The sequence below is a fragment of the Porphyrobacter sp. MBR-49 genome (assembly GCF_053628655.1).
This window is the reverse complement of the sequence record NZ_JBRJGU010000005.1, coordinates 43728-59424: the sequence shown is the minus strand read 5'-3', so window position 1 is coordinate 59424 and position 15697 is coordinate 43728. Positions and strand designations below refer to the sequence as shown.

15 protein-coding genes and 1 pseudogene are annotated in these 15697 nt (G+C 62.1%); 13 read left to right on the top strand and 3 right to left on the bottom strand.

The window, feature by feature from the left end:
* The first annotated feature begins 22 nt into the window (after nt 1-22).
* The 5 genes from ACSSV3_RS08245 (at nt 23) to ACSSV3_RS08225 (ending at nt 6996) form a co-directional block, all read left to right on the top strand.
* Nucleotides 23-931: an N-acetylmuramoyl-L-alanine amidase family protein gene (locus ACSSV3_RS08245; protein ID WP_354324431.1), complete on the top strand. Its 909-nt coding sequence runs from the start codon at nt 23-25 to the stop codon at nt 929-931.
* Between the two features lie 54 nt (nt 932-985).
* Nucleotides 986-3514, top strand: coding sequence for a penicillin-binding protein 1A (locus tag ACSSV3_RS08240; RefSeq protein WP_354324432.1), 2529 nt, complete (start codon nt 986-988; stop codon nt 3512-3514).
* A gap of 121 nt (nt 3515-3635) precedes the next feature.
* A complete protein-coding gene (gene prfB, locus ACSSV3_RS08235; protein WP_354324433.1) occupies nt 3636-4763 on the top strand; it encodes a peptide chain release factor 2 in 1128 nt (375 codons plus the stop codon).
* A gap of 2 nt (nt 4764-4765) precedes the next feature.
* A complete protein-coding gene (locus ACSSV3_RS08230; RefSeq protein ID WP_354324526.1) occupies nt 4766-5497 on the top strand; it encodes a class I SAM-dependent methyltransferase in 732 nt (243 codons plus the stop codon).
* Nucleotides 5498-5592: 95 nt separating this feature from the next.
* Nucleotides 5593-6996 carry an NAD(P)H-dependent flavin oxidoreductase gene (locus tag ACSSV3_RS08225; protein WP_354324434.1) on the top strand — a complete coding sequence of 468 codons (1404 nt, stop codon included), beginning with the start codon at nt 5593-5595 and terminating at the stop codon, nt 6994-6996.
* Here the strand turns inward: ACSSV3_RS08225 and ACSSV3_RS08220 are convergent.
* Both ACSSV3_RS08220 and ACSSV3_RS08215 read right to left on the bottom strand, forming a co-directional pair.
* Nucleotides 6993-7325 carry a hypothetical protein gene (locus tag ACSSV3_RS08220; RefSeq protein WP_454184785.1) on the bottom strand — a complete coding sequence of 111 codons (333 nt, stop codon included), beginning with the start codon at nt 7323-7325 and terminating at the stop codon, nt 6993-6995. The two genes, ACSSV3_RS08225 and ACSSV3_RS08220, sit on opposite strands and share 4 nt — an antisense overlap.
* Nucleotides 7326-7408: 83 nt before the next feature.
* A complete protein-coding gene (locus ACSSV3_RS08215) occupies nt 7409-8428 on the bottom strand; it encodes a 2-hydroxyacid dehydrogenase (protein ID WP_354324438.1) in 1020 nt (339 codons plus the stop codon).
* Between the two features lie 93 nt (nt 8429-8521).
* Between ACSSV3_RS08215 and ACSSV3_RS08210 the strand changes: the two genes are divergently transcribed.
* On the top strand, nt 8522-9022 hold the full coding sequence (locus ACSSV3_RS08210; protein ID WP_354324440.1) for an SH3 domain-containing protein: 501 nt from the start codon (nt 8522-8524) through the stop codon (nt 9020-9022).
* A gap of 34 nt (nt 9023-9056) precedes the next feature.
* On the opposite strand, the gene ACSSV3_RS08205 is transcribed toward ACSSV3_RS08210, so the two are convergent.
* A complete protein-coding gene (locus ACSSV3_RS08205; RefSeq protein ID WP_354324441.1) occupies nt 9057-10253 on the bottom strand; it encodes an acetyl-CoA C-acyltransferase in 1197 nt (398 codons plus the stop codon).
* A gap of 164 nt (nt 10254-10417) precedes the next feature.
* On the opposite strand from ACSSV3_RS08205, the gene ACSSV3_RS08200 reads away from it, so the two are divergent.
* From ACSSV3_RS08200 to nuoE, 7 genes and pseudogenes are all read left to right on the top strand, one after another.
* The gene (locus ACSSV3_RS08200) at nt 10418-11848 is read left to right on the top strand and encodes a coniferyl aldehyde dehydrogenase (RefSeq protein ID WP_354324528.1); all 1431 of its coding nucleotides are present in this window, start codon (nt 10418-10420) and stop codon (nt 11846-11848) included.
* Between the two features lie 126 nt (nt 11849-11974).
* On the top strand, nt 11975-12349 hold the full coding sequence (locus ACSSV3_RS08195; protein ID WP_354324530.1) for an NADH-quinone oxidoreductase subunit A: 375 nt from the start codon (nt 11975-11977) through the stop codon (nt 12347-12349).
* Entirely contained in the window at nt 12346-12924 is a 579-nt protein-coding gene (locus ACSSV3_RS08190) for a NuoB/complex I 20 kDa subunit family protein (RefSeq protein ID WP_354324442.1), read from the top strand. The genes ACSSV3_RS08195 and ACSSV3_RS08190 overlap by 4 nt, the downstream gene beginning before the upstream one ends.
* 5 nt (nt 12925-12929) lie before the next feature.
* Nucleotides 12930-13571: pseudogene (locus ACSSV3_RS08185) on the top strand (NADH-quinone oxidoreductase subunit C); the annotation flags it as partial.
* Nucleotides 13572-13573: 2 nt separating this feature from the next.
* Nucleotides 13574-14785 carry an NADH-quinone oxidoreductase subunit D gene (locus ACSSV3_RS08180; RefSeq protein ID WP_354324443.1) on the top strand — a complete coding sequence of 404 codons (1212 nt, stop codon included), beginning with the start codon at nt 13574-13576 and terminating at the stop codon, nt 14783-14785.
* The gene (locus tag ACSSV3_RS08175) at nt 14782-14967 is read left to right on the top strand and encodes a hypothetical protein (RefSeq protein WP_354324444.1); all 186 of its coding nucleotides are present in this window, start codon (nt 14782-14784) and stop codon (nt 14965-14967) included. The genes ACSSV3_RS08180 and ACSSV3_RS08175 overlap by 4 nt, the downstream gene beginning before the upstream one ends.
* A complete protein-coding gene (gene nuoE, locus ACSSV3_RS08170; protein WP_354324445.1) occupies nt 14960-15628 on the top strand; it encodes an NADH-quinone oxidoreductase subunit NuoE in 669 nt (222 codons plus the stop codon). The genes ACSSV3_RS08175 and nuoE overlap by 8 nt, the downstream gene beginning before the upstream one ends.
* Nucleotides 15629-15697: the final 69 nt, after the last annotated feature.

Here is a 15697-nt window from a genome sequence, read left to right as displayed (position 1 = left end):
AAGAACGTAAGCCGCATTCGATATGAACTATCGCACCATGTTGCTGATCGTGCTGCTGGCACCCCTGTTGCTGTTGGGCGGGGCTGCGGCATTGGGGGTGCTGATCCCGGTGCCGCAATGGGGGCGCGATTATGTGCTGCGGTTTGTGGTGGACGGCGCGCGCGCGCCGCTTGAACTGCCGGATATCGCCGGCCCTGATGATCCCGCGCGCCCGCTGGTGGTGATCGATGCCGGTCATGGCGGACGTGACCCCGGTGCTATCGGCACCGATACTGAGGGGCGCAAGGTCAATGAAAAGGACATCACGCTCGCTATCGCGCTGGCGCTGCGTGATGAATTGCTGCGCGCGGGCGGCATCCGGGTGGCCATGACCCGCGGCGATGATCGCATCGTGCCGCTAGGCTACCGGCCCGAGATCGCCCGGCTGCTCGAAGCTGACCTGTTCATTTCGATCCACGCCGATTCCGCAGGAGAGCGCGCCGATGTCGGCGGGGCGAGCATCTACACCTTGTCCGATGACGCGTCGAGCGAGGCCGCGGCGCGGTTTGCTGCGCGTGAGAACGACGCCGACCGGTTGAACGGCATTGCGATTGACGACCAGAGCGAGGCGGTGAGCGCGATTCTGGTCGAACTGGCGCAGCAGCGCACACAGGAGGACGCGATCGAATTTGTCGGGTTGGTGCTGCGCGAAGGCGGGGACAAGCTCGCGTTTAACACGCAACCGCGCCGAGCCGCTGCGCTGGTGGTGCTGCGCGCGCCCGATGTGCCTTCGGTGTTGTTCGAAAGCGGGTTTGTGACCAATCGGGATGACAGGGCGCGGCTGACCACGCGGGAAGGCCGCGCGCAATATGCCAGTGTCTTGGCGCGCGCGGTGCAGGTCTATTTCGCCCGCCGCGCCGATACCGCTGCGCTGACTGCGGGCGGGGAATAGGCATCTAAATCGGCTAGCCATTGCACCCGCGCGCGTGCTAGTCGCTTCGCGCCGATGACCGACCTGACACCCGCCACTGATACCCAACCGCTATGGGCCTATCTGCGCTACCGCGTGAACCGCGATATCGCGGCGGCGCTGGCGTGGTTTGGCGAAAAATGGCGCCAAAGCCTGCTGTTCAAACTCGCCGCAGCGGCGGTTGGCGCGTTTCTGGTGATCTGGATTGCGGTGTTCGTCTGGCTCGCCAGCGATCTGCCTGAGGCTGACGCGCTGCTGACCTATGAAACCCCGCTGCCTTCGGTGGTGCGCGGGGTGGATGGCGAGATTGTCCATTCCTATGCCCGCGAACGCCGGGTGCAGCTTCAATATGCCGATTTTCCCGAACAGTTGATCGAGGCCTATCTCGCGGCCGAGGACAAGACCTTTTTTAGCCACGGCGGGGTCGATTTCTTTGGCACATTAAACGCAGTGTTCGATTATGCCAGCAAGATGGGATCGGGCGAGCGTGCGGTGGGCGGGTCGACGATCACGCAGCAGGTCGCCAAGAACCTGCTGCTGGGCGATGAATATTCGGTCACGCGCAAGCTCAAGGAAATGATCCTTGCCGGACGCATCGAACAGGTGCTGACCAAGCAGGAAATCCTTGAACTTTACCTCAATGAAATCCCCCTCGGACGGCGGTCGTTCGGGGTGCAGGCGGCCTCACGCGCTTATTTTGACCGCGACGTGGACGAGTTGGAACTGCACCAGATGGCGTTTCTGGCGATCCTGCCCAAGGCCCCCGAACGCTATGGCCGCAAGGGGCAGGAACAGGTCGCGCTGGATCGCCGCAATTTCGTGCTGAGTCAGATGGAGGCCAATGGCTTTATCACTGCGGCGCAGAGTCGCGCGGCGGCGGCCAAGCCTTTGGGCCTTGTCACCCAGCGCCGCGAACGTAGCGTGGATGCGGGATATTTCCTAGAAGAAGTGCGCCGCGAACTGATCGACCGTTTCGGTGAAACCGCCGAAGATGGCGGCAATAGCGTCTATGCAGGCGGGTTGTGGGTGCGCACCTCGCTCGATCCCGAAATTCAGCTCGCCGCGCGCGATGCCTTGCGTGAAGGGTTGCTGCGCTATCACGGCGGTCGCGCATGGAGCGGGCCGATTGCCACTATTGACGTTGGCGAGGGCAATTGGGCGGGCCAGCTTGCCAGCTCGCCTTTGGGGATCAATTATCGTAACTGGCGCATCGGTGTCGTCACCAGCCGCAGCGGATCATCGGCGCGGATCGGCTTTGCTGATGGCGCTGAGGCGCCGCTATCGGGCCTGCCCAATGCGCTCAAGGCAGGTGATGTGATCGCCGCCAGCCCAGCGGGTAATGGCTGGCAAGTGCGCACTATTCCCGAAGCGCAAGGCGCGTTGGTGGTGCAAGCTGCACAATCAGGCCGCGTGGTGGCGATGCAGGGCGGGTTTGACTACCGCCTGTCCGATTTCAACCGCGCGACACAGGCGATGCGGCAGCCGGGCTCGACGATCAAACCGTTCGTCTATGCCGCCGGGCTGGACAATGGCATGACCCCGTCAACCCAGATCGATAATTCGCGCTTCTGCTATTATCAGGGCGCCAACCTCGGCGAAAAGTGCATTCGCGGCGGGCGCGGCGCGGGTGGGCAGCACCCGATGCGGTATGGCCTTGAACAGTCGCAGAACATCATGACCGTGCAGATCGGCATGGCTGCGGGTATGCCCAATGTTGTCGAGGAGATTGAAAAGCTCGGGATCGGCAAGTTTGCACCCTATCCTTCCACCGCGCTGGGCGCAGGCGAATCGACGCTGGTGAAAATGGTCAGCGGTTACAGCGCGCTCGCCAATCATGGACGGCTGAATGCGCCGACCGTTATCGATTATGTGCAGGATCGGCGCGGCAAGGTGCTGTGGCGCGCCGATACCCGCAATTGCCGGGGGTGCAGCATGGCCGAATGGGACGGCAAACCAATGCCGCGCATGGGCATCAGAGGCCAACAGGCGATGGACGCGCGCACCGCGTTTCAGGTGATGCATATGCTGCGCGGCGCGGTCAGCCGGGGCACGGCGACGGTGCTCAATCCGCTCAATCTGCCGCTGTTCGGCAAGACCGGCACCACCACCGGGCCAAAGGACGTGTGGTTCATCGGCGGCACTCAGCAATATGTCGCGGGTGCCTATGTCGGCTTTGACCAGCCGCGCAATATGGGCGGCTATGCCTATGGCGGCACGATCGCCGCTCCGATCATCAAAAGCCTGATCGAAAAAACCCGCCAGAAGTGGTCTGACCTTCCTCCGGTTGCGCCGCAGGGCGTGCGGATGGTGCGGGTGGATCGCCGCTCGGGCAAGCAGGTCTATGAAGGCTGGCCGACCGATGACCCCAGATCGGCGATCATCTGGGAAGCGTTCAAACCCGATACTGAGCCAGAACGTTTCACCCGGCAGGACGAAATCGCGGCCCGGCGCAACGAGATTCTTCAACTGATCCGCGCTGGCCGAGAAACTGCCGAAAGCATAGTGGTCGATGCGCCCGATGGACGGCCAGCCAATTTTGTCGAGGAACAGGGCGGGATTTACTGAACTGCCTTGGCGCGCGGTGCGTTGAAGGAAATGCACCGCGCGTTGCGCAGCGCCGGGTGCTTTACAATCGCGCCGCCAGCGTTAAGCGGGGCCGACTTTTTGCGTGACCAAAGGATCAACCATGCGGGCCGAGGCCCAAGCCTTTATCAACCGGATCGAAGCGGCGCTGTCATTGGTGCGTCTGTCGCTTGACTGGGAACGTGCGCTGCGGCGGCTCGATGAACTCAACGCGCGGGTGCAAGACCCCGCGCTGTGGGACAATCCCAAGCAGGCGCAGGCGATCAGCCGCGAACAAAAGACGCTTGAAAATGCGGTGAACACCGTCAACGAAATCGCCGCTGAAATGGCTGACGCGATCGAGTTCATCGAAATGGGAGAGGCAGAGGGCGAGGATAGCATCGTCGCTGATGGCCTAGCCACGCTCGAACGGCTCGCCGACCGCGCCGATGCGGATAAGGTGCAGGCGCTGCTTTCGGGTGAGGCGGACGCCAACGACACCTATATCGAAATTCACGCAGGCGCAGGCGGCACCGAAAGCCAGGACTGGGCCGAAATGCTGTTTCGGATGTATGGCCGCTGGGCCGAACGGCGCGGCTACAAGGTCGAAACGGTCGAATATCAGGCGGGCGATCAGGCCGGGATCAAATCGGCCACGCTGCTGATCAAGGGCGAAAATGCCTATGGCTATGCCAAGACCGAAAGCGGCGTCCACCGGCTGGTGCGCATCAGCCCCTATGATAGCAGCGCGCGGCGGCACACCTCGTTCAGTTCGGTTTGGGTCTATCCCGTGATTGACGACTCTTTTGAAATCGAGGTCAATCCGGCAGACCTCAAGATCGATACCTATCGCGCATCGGGTTCGGGCGGGCAGCACGTCAACACCACCGATTCGGCGGTGCGCTTTACCCACATCCCGACCGGGATCGTGGTGGCGTGCCAGAATGATCGCAGCCAGCACAAGAACCGCGAAACCGCGATGAATATGCTCAAGGCACGGCTGTTCGAACGCGAAATGGCGATGCGCGAAGCGGCTGCCAGCGGCGAATATCAGGAAAAAAGCGAAATTGGCTGGGGCCACCAGATCCGGTCATACGTGTTGCAGCCCTATCAGATGGTCAAAGACCTGCGCACCGGGGTCGTTTCTACTGCGCCTGACAGCGTGCTTGATGGCGCAATCGATCTGTTCATTTCAGCCGCGCTCGCCCAGCGGGTGACGGGCGAGACAGTCGAAATCGAGGATGTGGAATAATGATGGCGATGGGGCGTCCGCTTGCGGTGGCCGTGGCGGCTGCGGCCATGCTGCTGCTGTCGGCCTGCGATCAGATCATGCCCGTTGTGGTGGATCAGCCCGAAAGCACGGCCCAATTTCCCAAACCGGATCGCCCGGTAGCGAAGGTAATTTCGAACCAGTTTTCCAACGAAGATGCGCGTGATGAGCGAAATGAAGCGCAGGTCGTGATGGACCTCGCCAATATCCGCGCCGGAATGACAGTGGCGGATATCGGCGCGGGCGAAGGCTACTATACCGTGCGCCTCGCCGAGCGTGTGGGGGCAGACGGACGCGTGTTGGCGCAGGATATCAGCCGCGATGCGCTGGAACGGCTGGGCCGCCGGGTTGAGCGCGAGCGGCTTGAAAACATCTCGATCAAGCTGGGCGAAGCCGCCGATCCGCAGCTGCCTCCTGACAGTTTCGACCGCATCTTCATGGTTCATATGTATCACGAAGTGACCGAGCCCTACGCCTTTTTGTGGCATATGTGGCCTGCGCTTAACGCCGGCGGGCAGATCATTGTTGTGGAAAGCAACAGCCCGATCGGCACGCACGGGATGCCGCACCGGCTGCTGTTCTGCGAATTCGAGGCGGTCGGCTATGTGCTGGTAGAATATGTCGAGCGGCCAGACATCAAAGGATATTTTGCACGGTTTGAACGCGGTAAAGCCCGCACCAGACCAGAGGCGATCCGCGCCTGCAGCGCGGGCTAGCAAAAGCGCCGCCTCAAGCGTTGCGGCGCGCGTATCGGATCACTATGTCACAATAAAGGAATGCGCGTCAGGAACGGCGCGAAGGGGAGTTTTCATTGTTCAAGGGATTGAGCCCGATCGTCTATGGCGGGCGAGAAGTGTGGCCGCTGGTCGAAGGCGGCAAAGGCGTATCGGCAACCAACCATGCGAGTTCAGGCGCGTGGGCGGCGGCGGGCGGAATTGGCACGGTCAGCGCAGTCAACGCCGATAGCTATGATGCAGACGGCAACCCGATTCCGCAGATATATCACGGCGCAACGCGCGGCGAACGCCATCAGGAATTGATCCGTTACGCCGTTGATGGCGCGACCACGCAGGTCAAACAGGCCTATGAAATCGCAGGCGGCAAGGGCGCGATCAACATCAACGTGTTGTGGGAAATGGGCGGGGCGCAGGCCGTGCTCGAAGGCGTGCTGGAAAACACCCGCGGCATGGTGACCGGCGTCACCTGCGGGGCAGGGATGCCTTACAAGCTGGCGGAAATCGCGGCGCGGTTCAATGTGTCCTACCTGCCGATCATCAGTTCGGGCCGGGCGTTCCGCGCGTTGTGGAAACGCAGCTATCACAAGGTGCCTGAACTGATGGCGGCGGTGGTCTATGAAGACCCATGGCTGGCGGGCGGGCATAATGGCCTTTCCAACGCCGAAGACCCGACCATGCCGCAAGACCCCTATCCGCGCGTCAAGGAGCTGCGCGCGATGATGCGCGCCGAGGGTGTGAGCGAGGATGTGGCGATCGTGATGGCGGGCGGGGTGTGGTACCTGCGCGAATGGAACGACTGGATCGACAATCCCGAACTCGGCAAGATCGCATTCCAGTTCGGCACGCGCCCCTTGCTCACCCGCGAAAGTCCGATCCCGCAGATCTGGAAGGATATGCTCCGCACGGTCGAGCCGGGCGATGTGCTGCTGCACAAGTTCTCGCCCACCGGGTTTTATTCGAGCGCGGTCAAGACCCCGTTCCTGTATGAATTGATGCACCGGTCAGAACGCCAGATTGCGTTTTTCAAGCGCGGCGCGGAAGAAGGCACGGTGCAACTCGGCGAAGACGGCAAGGCGCGCAGTTTCTGGGTGCGGCCAGAGGATAAGGCCAAGGCGGAAATCTGGATGCGCGCCGGGCATACCGAGCCGCTCAAGACTCCCGACGGCACCATCGTATTTGTCACGCCCGATGCGCGCGATACCATCCGCGACGATCAGCAGGCCTGCATGGGCTGCCTGTCGCATTGCGGGTTTTCCAGCTGGAAAGACCACGATGATTACACCACCGGGCGCCTCGCCGACCCGCGCAGCTTCTGCATTCAGAAGACCTTGCAAGACATCGCCCACGGCGATCATCCCGACAACAACCTCGCCTTTGCAGGCCACGCGGCCTACCGTTTCAAGACCGATCCGTTCTTCTCCAACGGCTACACGCCGAGCGTTGGCGAGTTGGTCGAGCGGATTTTGACGGGGGATTAGAGGCAGTCGCCGAAAGTCGGCGGTCCATCGCGGGCTAGAAGCTCGTCGATGGACTGCATAACCTTCTCGCGATTGGCGTCACGATAGTATTCGTAGAACCTATAGTCTTCGCCGAGTTCACAAATGCGTTTGTCGGGTGGGGATGCAACGCCTTGATCTGCCTTGAATTGTTCGAGTTGAGCATCACCGCCGGGCAAGTTCCGAACGAGATAATCATCGAAGCGGTCGGTCCATGATTGAAGCTGGGACTGAAACGCCAGGTCGTCCTCGGGGAAGCATGCCTCCCCCTGATTTCGGGCGAAGTGGAGCAGGACGGCAGAGCAAAGCACACCTTCTCCCGGTGGTACGATGCGCTTCGCAGGAGGCGCAACTCCGAGCAGAGCGGTTGCCGATAAGGCGAGAAAAAATCTCCTCACCGCACCAGCGCCGTCAGCACCTGATCGGGCGGCCTGTGCCCGTCGGCCCATATGCGGATGTTGGCGATCACCTTGTGGCCCGAATCCTCGCGGCCTTCCGCAGTGGCGCTGCCGATGTGGGGGAGGGTCATTACGTTGGGGTGCTCGATCAAGCGGTGGTCGACGTTGGGCTCGTCCGGGTAAACATCCAGCCCCGCGCCCGCCAGATGGCCCGATTGCAGCGCCGCGATCAGTGCTTCCTGATCGATCAACTCGCCGCGCGCGGTGTTGATGATGCTGCTGCCCGGCTTCATCAGCGCAATCCGCCGCGCGTCGACAAGGTGGCGCGTGTCGTCGGTCAAAGGGCAGTGCAGCGTGAGAATGTCCGCCTCGGCCATCAGTGCATCGATATCGGCGACGTATCGCGCGCCGAGCATCCGTTCAAGCGCTTCGGGCAGCGGCTTGCGGTTGGTATAGGCGATCTCCAGACCGAAGGCGCGGGCGCGGTGGGCGACCGCTTGGCCGATCCGCCCCATGCCGACGATGCCCAGCACCTTGCCCGCCAGCTTACGCCCCAGCAGGCCCGAAGGTGCCCAACCTGTCCATTCGCCGCGCCGAACGAGGCCGATACCTTCACGTATCCGGCGCGGCACGCCAATGATCCCGGCCATAGTCAAATCGGCGGTGTCATCGGTGAACACACCGGGGGTGTTGGTGACGAGGATGCGTCGCGCGGCGGCGGCGGCCAGATCAATATGTTCCGTCCCCGCGCCGAAATTGGCGATCAGGCCCAGGCGATCACCCGCGCCTGCGATCAGATCGGCGTCGATCCGGTCAGTCACGGTCGGCACCAGCACGTCGCAATCGCGCATCGCGGCGGCAAGCTGTTCGCGGGTCAGCGGCACGTCGCCCTCGTTCAGCGCCACATCAAACAGCTCGCGCATCCGCGCCTCGACTGCGGGCATCAGGTGGCGGGTGACGATCACGCGCGGGCGTTCAAGGGGTAGGTGGGCAATCGGGGTGCGGGTTTCTGGCATAGGTATCGGCTAATACCGCAGGGGCCGCGCGGTCAAGCTGCGATCCGGCATGTGCGGCTTGAACAGGACGGGGCAGTGCGGCTATCGCAGCGGATGATGTGGGGATTCCGTAACTTTATCGCATTTTGTCTTGCCCTCGCGGCAGGGCTGACCGTGTTCACCGCGCCGCTGCGGGCGCAGGATCGGGCGCTGCCCTATTGGGCGTCGCTGCGTTATGACGAGGTGCGGATGCGGGTCGGGCCGAGCGAGGAGTACCCGATCGAGTGGGTATACAAGCGCAAGGGCCTGCCGGTGAAGGTTGTGCGGGTGCGCGAAGGCTGGCGTCTGGTCGAAGATCCCGAAGGCGCGCGCGGCTGGATTGCGCGCAGCCAGCTTGACCCTGCGCGCGGGGTGATGGTGGTGGGGACAGGGCTGGCTGATGTGCGGGCCGAGGCATCGCCCACGTCGGCGCTCAATTGGCGGGCGCAGCCCGGTGTGGTCGCTACCCTGCTGCGCTGCCGTGAAAGCTGGTGCGAAGTCGATATTGCCGGGCGCAAGGGCTGGACGCTGCGCGAACGCCTGTGGGGCGCAGAGGATTTGCCGGGCGACGAATAGGCCGGGCGACCGCCAAGCCGCCCGGCGTTTCGCCTTAGATCAACTCCACCGCAACCGCGGTCGCTTCCCCGCCGCCGATGCACAAGGACGCTACGCCGCGCGTCTTGCCCTGCGCCTTCAATGCGCCAAGCAGGGTGACGATGATCCGCGCACCGCTCGCGCCGATGGGGTGGCCCAATGCCGTGCCGCCGCCGTTGACGTTGATCTTGTCGTGCGGGATGCCAAGATCGCGCATCGCAAACATCGCCACGCAGGCGAAGGCTTCGTTGACTTCAAACAGATCGACATCATCGACGCTCCACCCGGCGCGGTCGAGCACTTTCTGGATCGCGGGGATCGGCGCGGTGGTGAAATCCGCCGGGGCCTGCGCGTGCGCTGCGGTGGCGACGATCCGTGCGACGGGGGTGTAGCCCTTGTCAGCGGCCACACTTGCGCGGGTCAGCACCAATGCGGCGGCACCATCCGAAATAGAACTGGACGTCGCGGCGGTGATCGTCCCGTCCTTGGCGAAGGCGGGGCGCAGTTGCGGGATCTTGTCAGGGCGGCCTTTACTGGGGGATTCGTCGTGTTCCACCACAACATCGCCTGCGCGGGTTTTCACCGTCACCGGCACGACTTCGTCGGCAAACGCGCCGCTGGCAATCGCACGGTTGGCGCGGGCGAGCGATTCGATGGTGTAGGCATCCATCTCGTCGCGGGTCATCTGATAGGCGTTGGCGGTATCCTGAGCAAAAGTGCCCATCGCGCGGCCCGGTTCATAGGCATCTTCCAGCCCATCAAGGAACATGTGGTCATAGGCCGTATCATGCCCCAACCGCGCGCCCGAGCGGTGCTTTTTGAGCAGGTAAGGCGCGTTGGTCATGCTCTCCATCCCGCCGGCAACCACCACGTCGATGGTGCCACTGGCGAGCGCTTCGGCCCCCATGATCACGGTCTGCATTCCGCTGCCGCACACCTTGTTGACGGTGGTGGCCTGAACGGAAAGCGGCAGGCCCGCCTTGATCGCGGCCTGGCGCGCCGGGGCCTGGCCAAGCCCAGCGGGCAGCACGCAGCCGATATAGGCACGGTCGATATCCTCACCCGCCACGCCGGCGCGCTCAACCGCCGCCTTGACCGCCACCGCGCCAAGATCGGTCGCGGCAACATCGGCCAGCGCGCCCTGCATCGCGCCCATCGGGGTGCGGGCGTAAGAAAGGATCACGATCGGGTCGGCGGCGGAAAACTGGGTCATGGCAAAGTCCTTGCGTCACGTAGGGGGTGGTGATCCCCCAATGTAATGCTGCGTCGCAGTATTGGCAATCATAGTCGCGTGGCTGCAACCGCCTTGTCAGCGGGCGGGCTTTGCGCGAAGATGCGTCGCAAATGAAAACGCATCACTGCGAATGGGAGAATGACATGGCCGATGATCGCCGCGAAGAACTCGAAGCCCTGCTGACGCGCCAACGCGCTGCCTTCACCGCTTCGCGCCCGGAACCAATGTCGCAGCGCAAAGACCGCATCCGGCGCGCGATTGCTCTGGTGAAGGATCACGGTGATGATTTCGCCAAGGCGATGAGCGCGGATTTCGGTAACCGTTCCTACGCGCAATCGATGCTGACCGATGTTGCGGCGACCGTGGCTGCGGGCAATGATGCCCTGAAACACATGGACAAGTGGGCCAAGCCCGACAAGCGCAAGGTGCAGTTCCCGCTCGGCCTGCTGGGCGCGCGGGCCGAGGTGCGGTATGAACCCAAGGGCGTGATCGGCATCCTATCCCCGTGGAATTTCCCGCTTCAGCTTGCCTTTGGCCCGTTGATGCAGGTGTTTGCAGCGGGCAATCGTGCGATGATCAAACCGTCCGAATTTACCGAGCGCACCAGCGAGTTGATGGCGCAGTTGACGGCCGAATATTTCGCACCCGAAGAAGTCGCGGTTGTTACCGGTGGGCCGGAAGTCGCCGCCGCGTTTTCCTCGCTGCCGTTCGATCATCTGGTGTTCACCGGGTCGACCGCGACGGGCCGCCGGGTGATGCAGGCCGCCGCCGCGAACCTCGTTCCGGTAACGCTTGAACTCGGCGGAAAATCGCCCGTCATCATGGGCCGCAGCGCCGATTTCGCCAAGGCAGGCGAACGGATTGCGATTGGCAAAATGCTCAACGCCGGGCAAATCTGCCTCGCGCCCGATTACATGATCGTGCCCGAAGACAAGCAGGACGAAGCGGTGGCGGGCGTCGTCGGCGCGGCGAGCGCGATGTATCCGCGCCTGCTCGATAATGATGACTACGCTTCGATCGTGTCCGACCGCCACTTTGAGCGGCTGCAAGGCCTGATCGAAGACGCGCGCGGCAAGGGCGCCGAGGTGATCGAGGTCAATCCCGCTGGCGAGGATTTCACAAACGCCAACCAACGCAAGATGCCGCTCACCATCCTGAAAAACGTCACCGAAGATATGGCGGCGATGCAAGAGGAAATCTTCGGCCCGGTATTGCCGGTGATGACCTACAAGGCGCTCGATCAGGCGGTGGATTACGTCAACGATCATGATCGCCCGCTCGGCCTGTATTATTTCGGTGAGGACAAAGGCGAACAGGAACGTGTGCTGACCCGAACGATTTCAGGCGGGGTGACGACCAATGACGTGATTTTCCACGTTTCGATGGAAGACCTGCCGTTCGGCGGGGTCGGCCCGTCGGGGATGGGGTCTTACCACGCCATCGAAGGCTTCCGCGAATTCAGCCACGCCCGCGCGGTTTATCACCAGCCCAAGATCGACATCGCCAAGCTTGCCGGATTGAAGCCGCCCTATGGCAAGGCGACCGACAAGGCGGCGGCGAACATGATGAAGTAAGGGGCGGGCGCAACAGGTGTTCGATTTCCCGCAACACCAATAAGGGAATTTGTCGGAGTCACAGGCTTGCGCCTGCCGTTCGACGGGCTTAGGGCGGCCATCGGAATTAACAGCTTGGACAACGCCGTGGTCGATCTCAGCCAGTATCTTCCGATACTGTTATTCGTGCTCGTTGCCTTCGGGCTCTCGCTCCTGTTCGTGGTGGCGCCGATGGCGGTGTCTCGGCTGACCGGCACGCACAACCCGGATGCCGAAAAACTCAGCGAGTATGAATGCGGTTTCCCCGCGTTTGAGGACGCACGCAGCCAGTTTGATGTGCGGTTCTACCTCGTGGCGATCAGCTTTATCGTGTTCGATCTTGAAGCCGCATTCCTGTTCCCTTGGGCGGTCAGCCTTGGCGAAACGGGCTGGGTTGGCTGGGGCGGCATGATGGTGTTCCTGTTCATCCTTGCGGTTGGGCTGGCTTATGAATGGAAGAAAGGGGCGTTGGATTGGGAATGAATACGACCATTACTCCTCCCCAAGGACTTCCTGACATTTCGGCGCTCACCACCGCCAAGGGCGGCGAGTTGCGTCAGCCCGATGCGTCCTATTTCACCGCGTTGCAGACAGAGGTGAATGACAAGGGCTTCCTCGTGACTTCGACCGAGGATCTGTTCCAGTGGGCGCGCACCGGCAGCTTGTGGTGGATGACCTTCGGCCTCGCCTGCTGCGCGGTCGAGATGATCCACGTCAATATGCCGCGTTACGACATGGAGCGTTTCGGCGCTGCCCCGCGTGCGTCCCCGCGTCAGTCGGACGTGATGATCGTGGCGGGCACGCTTTGCAATAAGATGGCCCCGGCGCTGCGCAAGGTTTACGACCAGATGTCCGATCCCAAATACGTGATCAGCATGGGCAGCTGCGCCAATGGCGGTGGCTATTATCATTACAGCTATTCGGTGGTGCGCGGCTGTGACCGGATTGTGCCGGTGGATATTTACGTGCCCGGATGCCCGCCGACGGCCGAGGCGCTGCTGTACGGCGTCATGCAGCTCCAGCGCAAAATCCGCCGCGTCGGCACGATTGAGAGGTAAGGGCGATGGCCGTTCTCCACTCCGCCCCGAAATTCGCCTCGAACGAAGGCGTGATTGACGCGATCAGCGAAAGCATCAGCGTGTGGCTGATCGATGCGCAAGAAGCGCATGGCGAGGTATCGTTCCGCGTCCAGCGCGATGGCATCGAACAGGTGCTGCGCAGCTTGCGTGACGATCACCAATATCAGCAGTTGATGGAAATCGCCGGGGTTGATTACCTCGACCGCGCGGAGCGGTTCGAGGTGGTCTATATGCTCCTGAGCCTGACCAAAAACCACCGCGTGATGGTGAAATGTTCGGCTGACGAGGACACCCCGGTTCCGACCGTCACGAGGCTGTGGCCCAACGCGGGCTGGCTGGAACGCGAAGTGTTCGACATGTTCGGCGTCACTTTCGCGGGCAACCCCGATCTGCGCCGCATCCTCACCGATTACGGGTTTGAAGGTCACCCGTTCCGCAAGGACTTCCCACTCACCGGCTACACCGAACTACGCTATTCCGAAGAGGAAAAGCGGGTGGTGTATGAACCGGTCGAACTGGCGCAGGAAATGCGCGAGTTTGATTTCCTCTCCCCATGGGAAGGAGCAGATTACGTGCTGCCCGGAGACGAGAAGGCCCCTGCGGTGCCGCCTGCCGGGGAGGCGAAGAAATGACCATGCAGCGCGAAGAATCGCCGACCACCGATGGCGCGGTCATCAACAATTACACCATCAATTTCGGCCCCCAGCATCCGGCGGCGCATGGCGTGCTGCGGATGGTGATGGAGCTGGATGGTGAGGTGATCGAACGGATCGACCCGCACGTCGGCCTGCTCCACCGCGGCACCGAAAAGCTGATCGAACACAAGACGTATTTGCAGGCGCTGCCCTATTTCGACCGGCTCGATTACGTTTCGCCGCTGTGTCAGGAACATTCCTATGTGCTGGCGATTGAAAAGCTGCTCAATCTCGAAGTGCCGATCAGGGCGCAATATCTGCGGGTGCTGTTTGCGGAATTGACGCGCATTTCCAATCACATGCTCAACATGGGCGCGCACATCCTCGATGTTGGCGCGTTCACGCCGAACCTGTGGATCATGGATCTGCGCGAAGATTGCATGAACTTCTTTGAACGCGCCAGCGGCGCGCGGATGCACTCGGCGTGGTTCCGTCCCGGCGGCGTGCATCAGGACGTGCCGGAAAAGCTGCTGGTCGATATCGGCGACTGGCTCGACAACCGTTTCTTCCAGCTGTTCGAAGACGCGATGAGCCTCGTGATCGACAACCGCATTTTCAAACAGCGCAATGTCGATATTGCGGTTGTGGGCCGCGATGATGCGATTGCGTGGGGCTTTTCCGGCCCGATGATCCGCGCCGCTGGCATCCCGTGGGATCTGCGCAAGAGCCAGCCCTATGACGTCTATGACCGCATGGAATTCGACATTCCGGTGGGCACAAATTCGGACTGCTATGATCGCTTCATGGTGCGCGTGAAGGAAGTTTACGAAAGCGCCAAAATCATCCGCCAGTGCTTGCGCGAGATACCGACTGGCCCGATTGCCAGCAGCGACAGCAAGGTCGTGCCGCCGAAGCGCGGCGAAATGAAGCAGTCGATGGAAGCGCTGATCCACCACTTCAAACTCTACACCGAAGGCTTCCACGTGCCTGCTGGCGAAGTTTACGTGGCGACCGAAAGCCCCAAGGGCGAATTCGGCGTCTATCTCGTCAGCGACGGCACCAACAAGCCCTACCGCTGCAAGATCCGCCCCACGGCCTTCTCGCACCTTCAGGCAATGGACTTCATGTGCAAAGGCCACATGCTGCCCGACGCGACCGCCATCCTGGGCGCGATCGACGTGGTGTTCGGGGAGTGTGACCGGTGATCGAGATGAGCCGCTTCGACTTCGCGCTCCTGTCGCTTGCGATCCTGATCTTGGGGGTCTCGATTGGATTGTTGATAGCGGGCCACAATCAATTCATGTCTGTAATGCTTGGGTCGCTCGTTTTGTCGACGTGGTTCGAACTGCGAGGAAACAAGCGCCGCCGCGAGAACTCAAATGGCTGACCGTACCCCCGCACCCGATACCCCCGAACTGCGCTCCCGTTGGAGCGCGTTCGCATGGACCCCGGAGAACAAGACAACCGCCGATTGGCACATCGCCAAGTATCCCGAGGGGCGTCAGCGCTCGGCGGTGATGCCGCTGCTCGATCTCGCCCAGCGGCAGGTCGGCGCCGAGACCGATACGCAGGGCTGGCTGCCGCTTCCGGTGATCGAATATGTGGCGCAATATCTCGGGATGCCGGTGATCCGCGTGCTCGAGGTCGCCAGCTTCTACTTCATGTATAACCTGAAGCCCGTCGGCAAATTCCACGTGCAGGTGTGCGGTACTACGCCCTGCATGCTGCGCGGGAGCGACGACATCATCGCCGCCTGCAAAAAGCGCGGCATGAAGAAGGGCGAGGTTTCGGCAGATGGGCTGTGGACCCTCACCGAAGTCGAATGCATGGGCAATTGCGCCACCGCGCCGATGGTGCAGATCAACGATGACAATTACGAGGATCTGACGCTGGAACGCCTCGACGCGGTGCTCGATGCGCTCGCAGCGGGTGAGCAACCCAAAGCGGGCACGCAGGAGCCGGGGCGGCATACCTCGGAACCCTCGGGCGGGCCGACTACCTTGCAGGACATGGTCAACGCCAACCACGATTATCGGGGGGAGTGGTGATGCGTTCCGGCCATCCCATTCTCGTCATCCCAGCGAAAGCTGGGACCCAGGGCGACACGCACTGTGCTT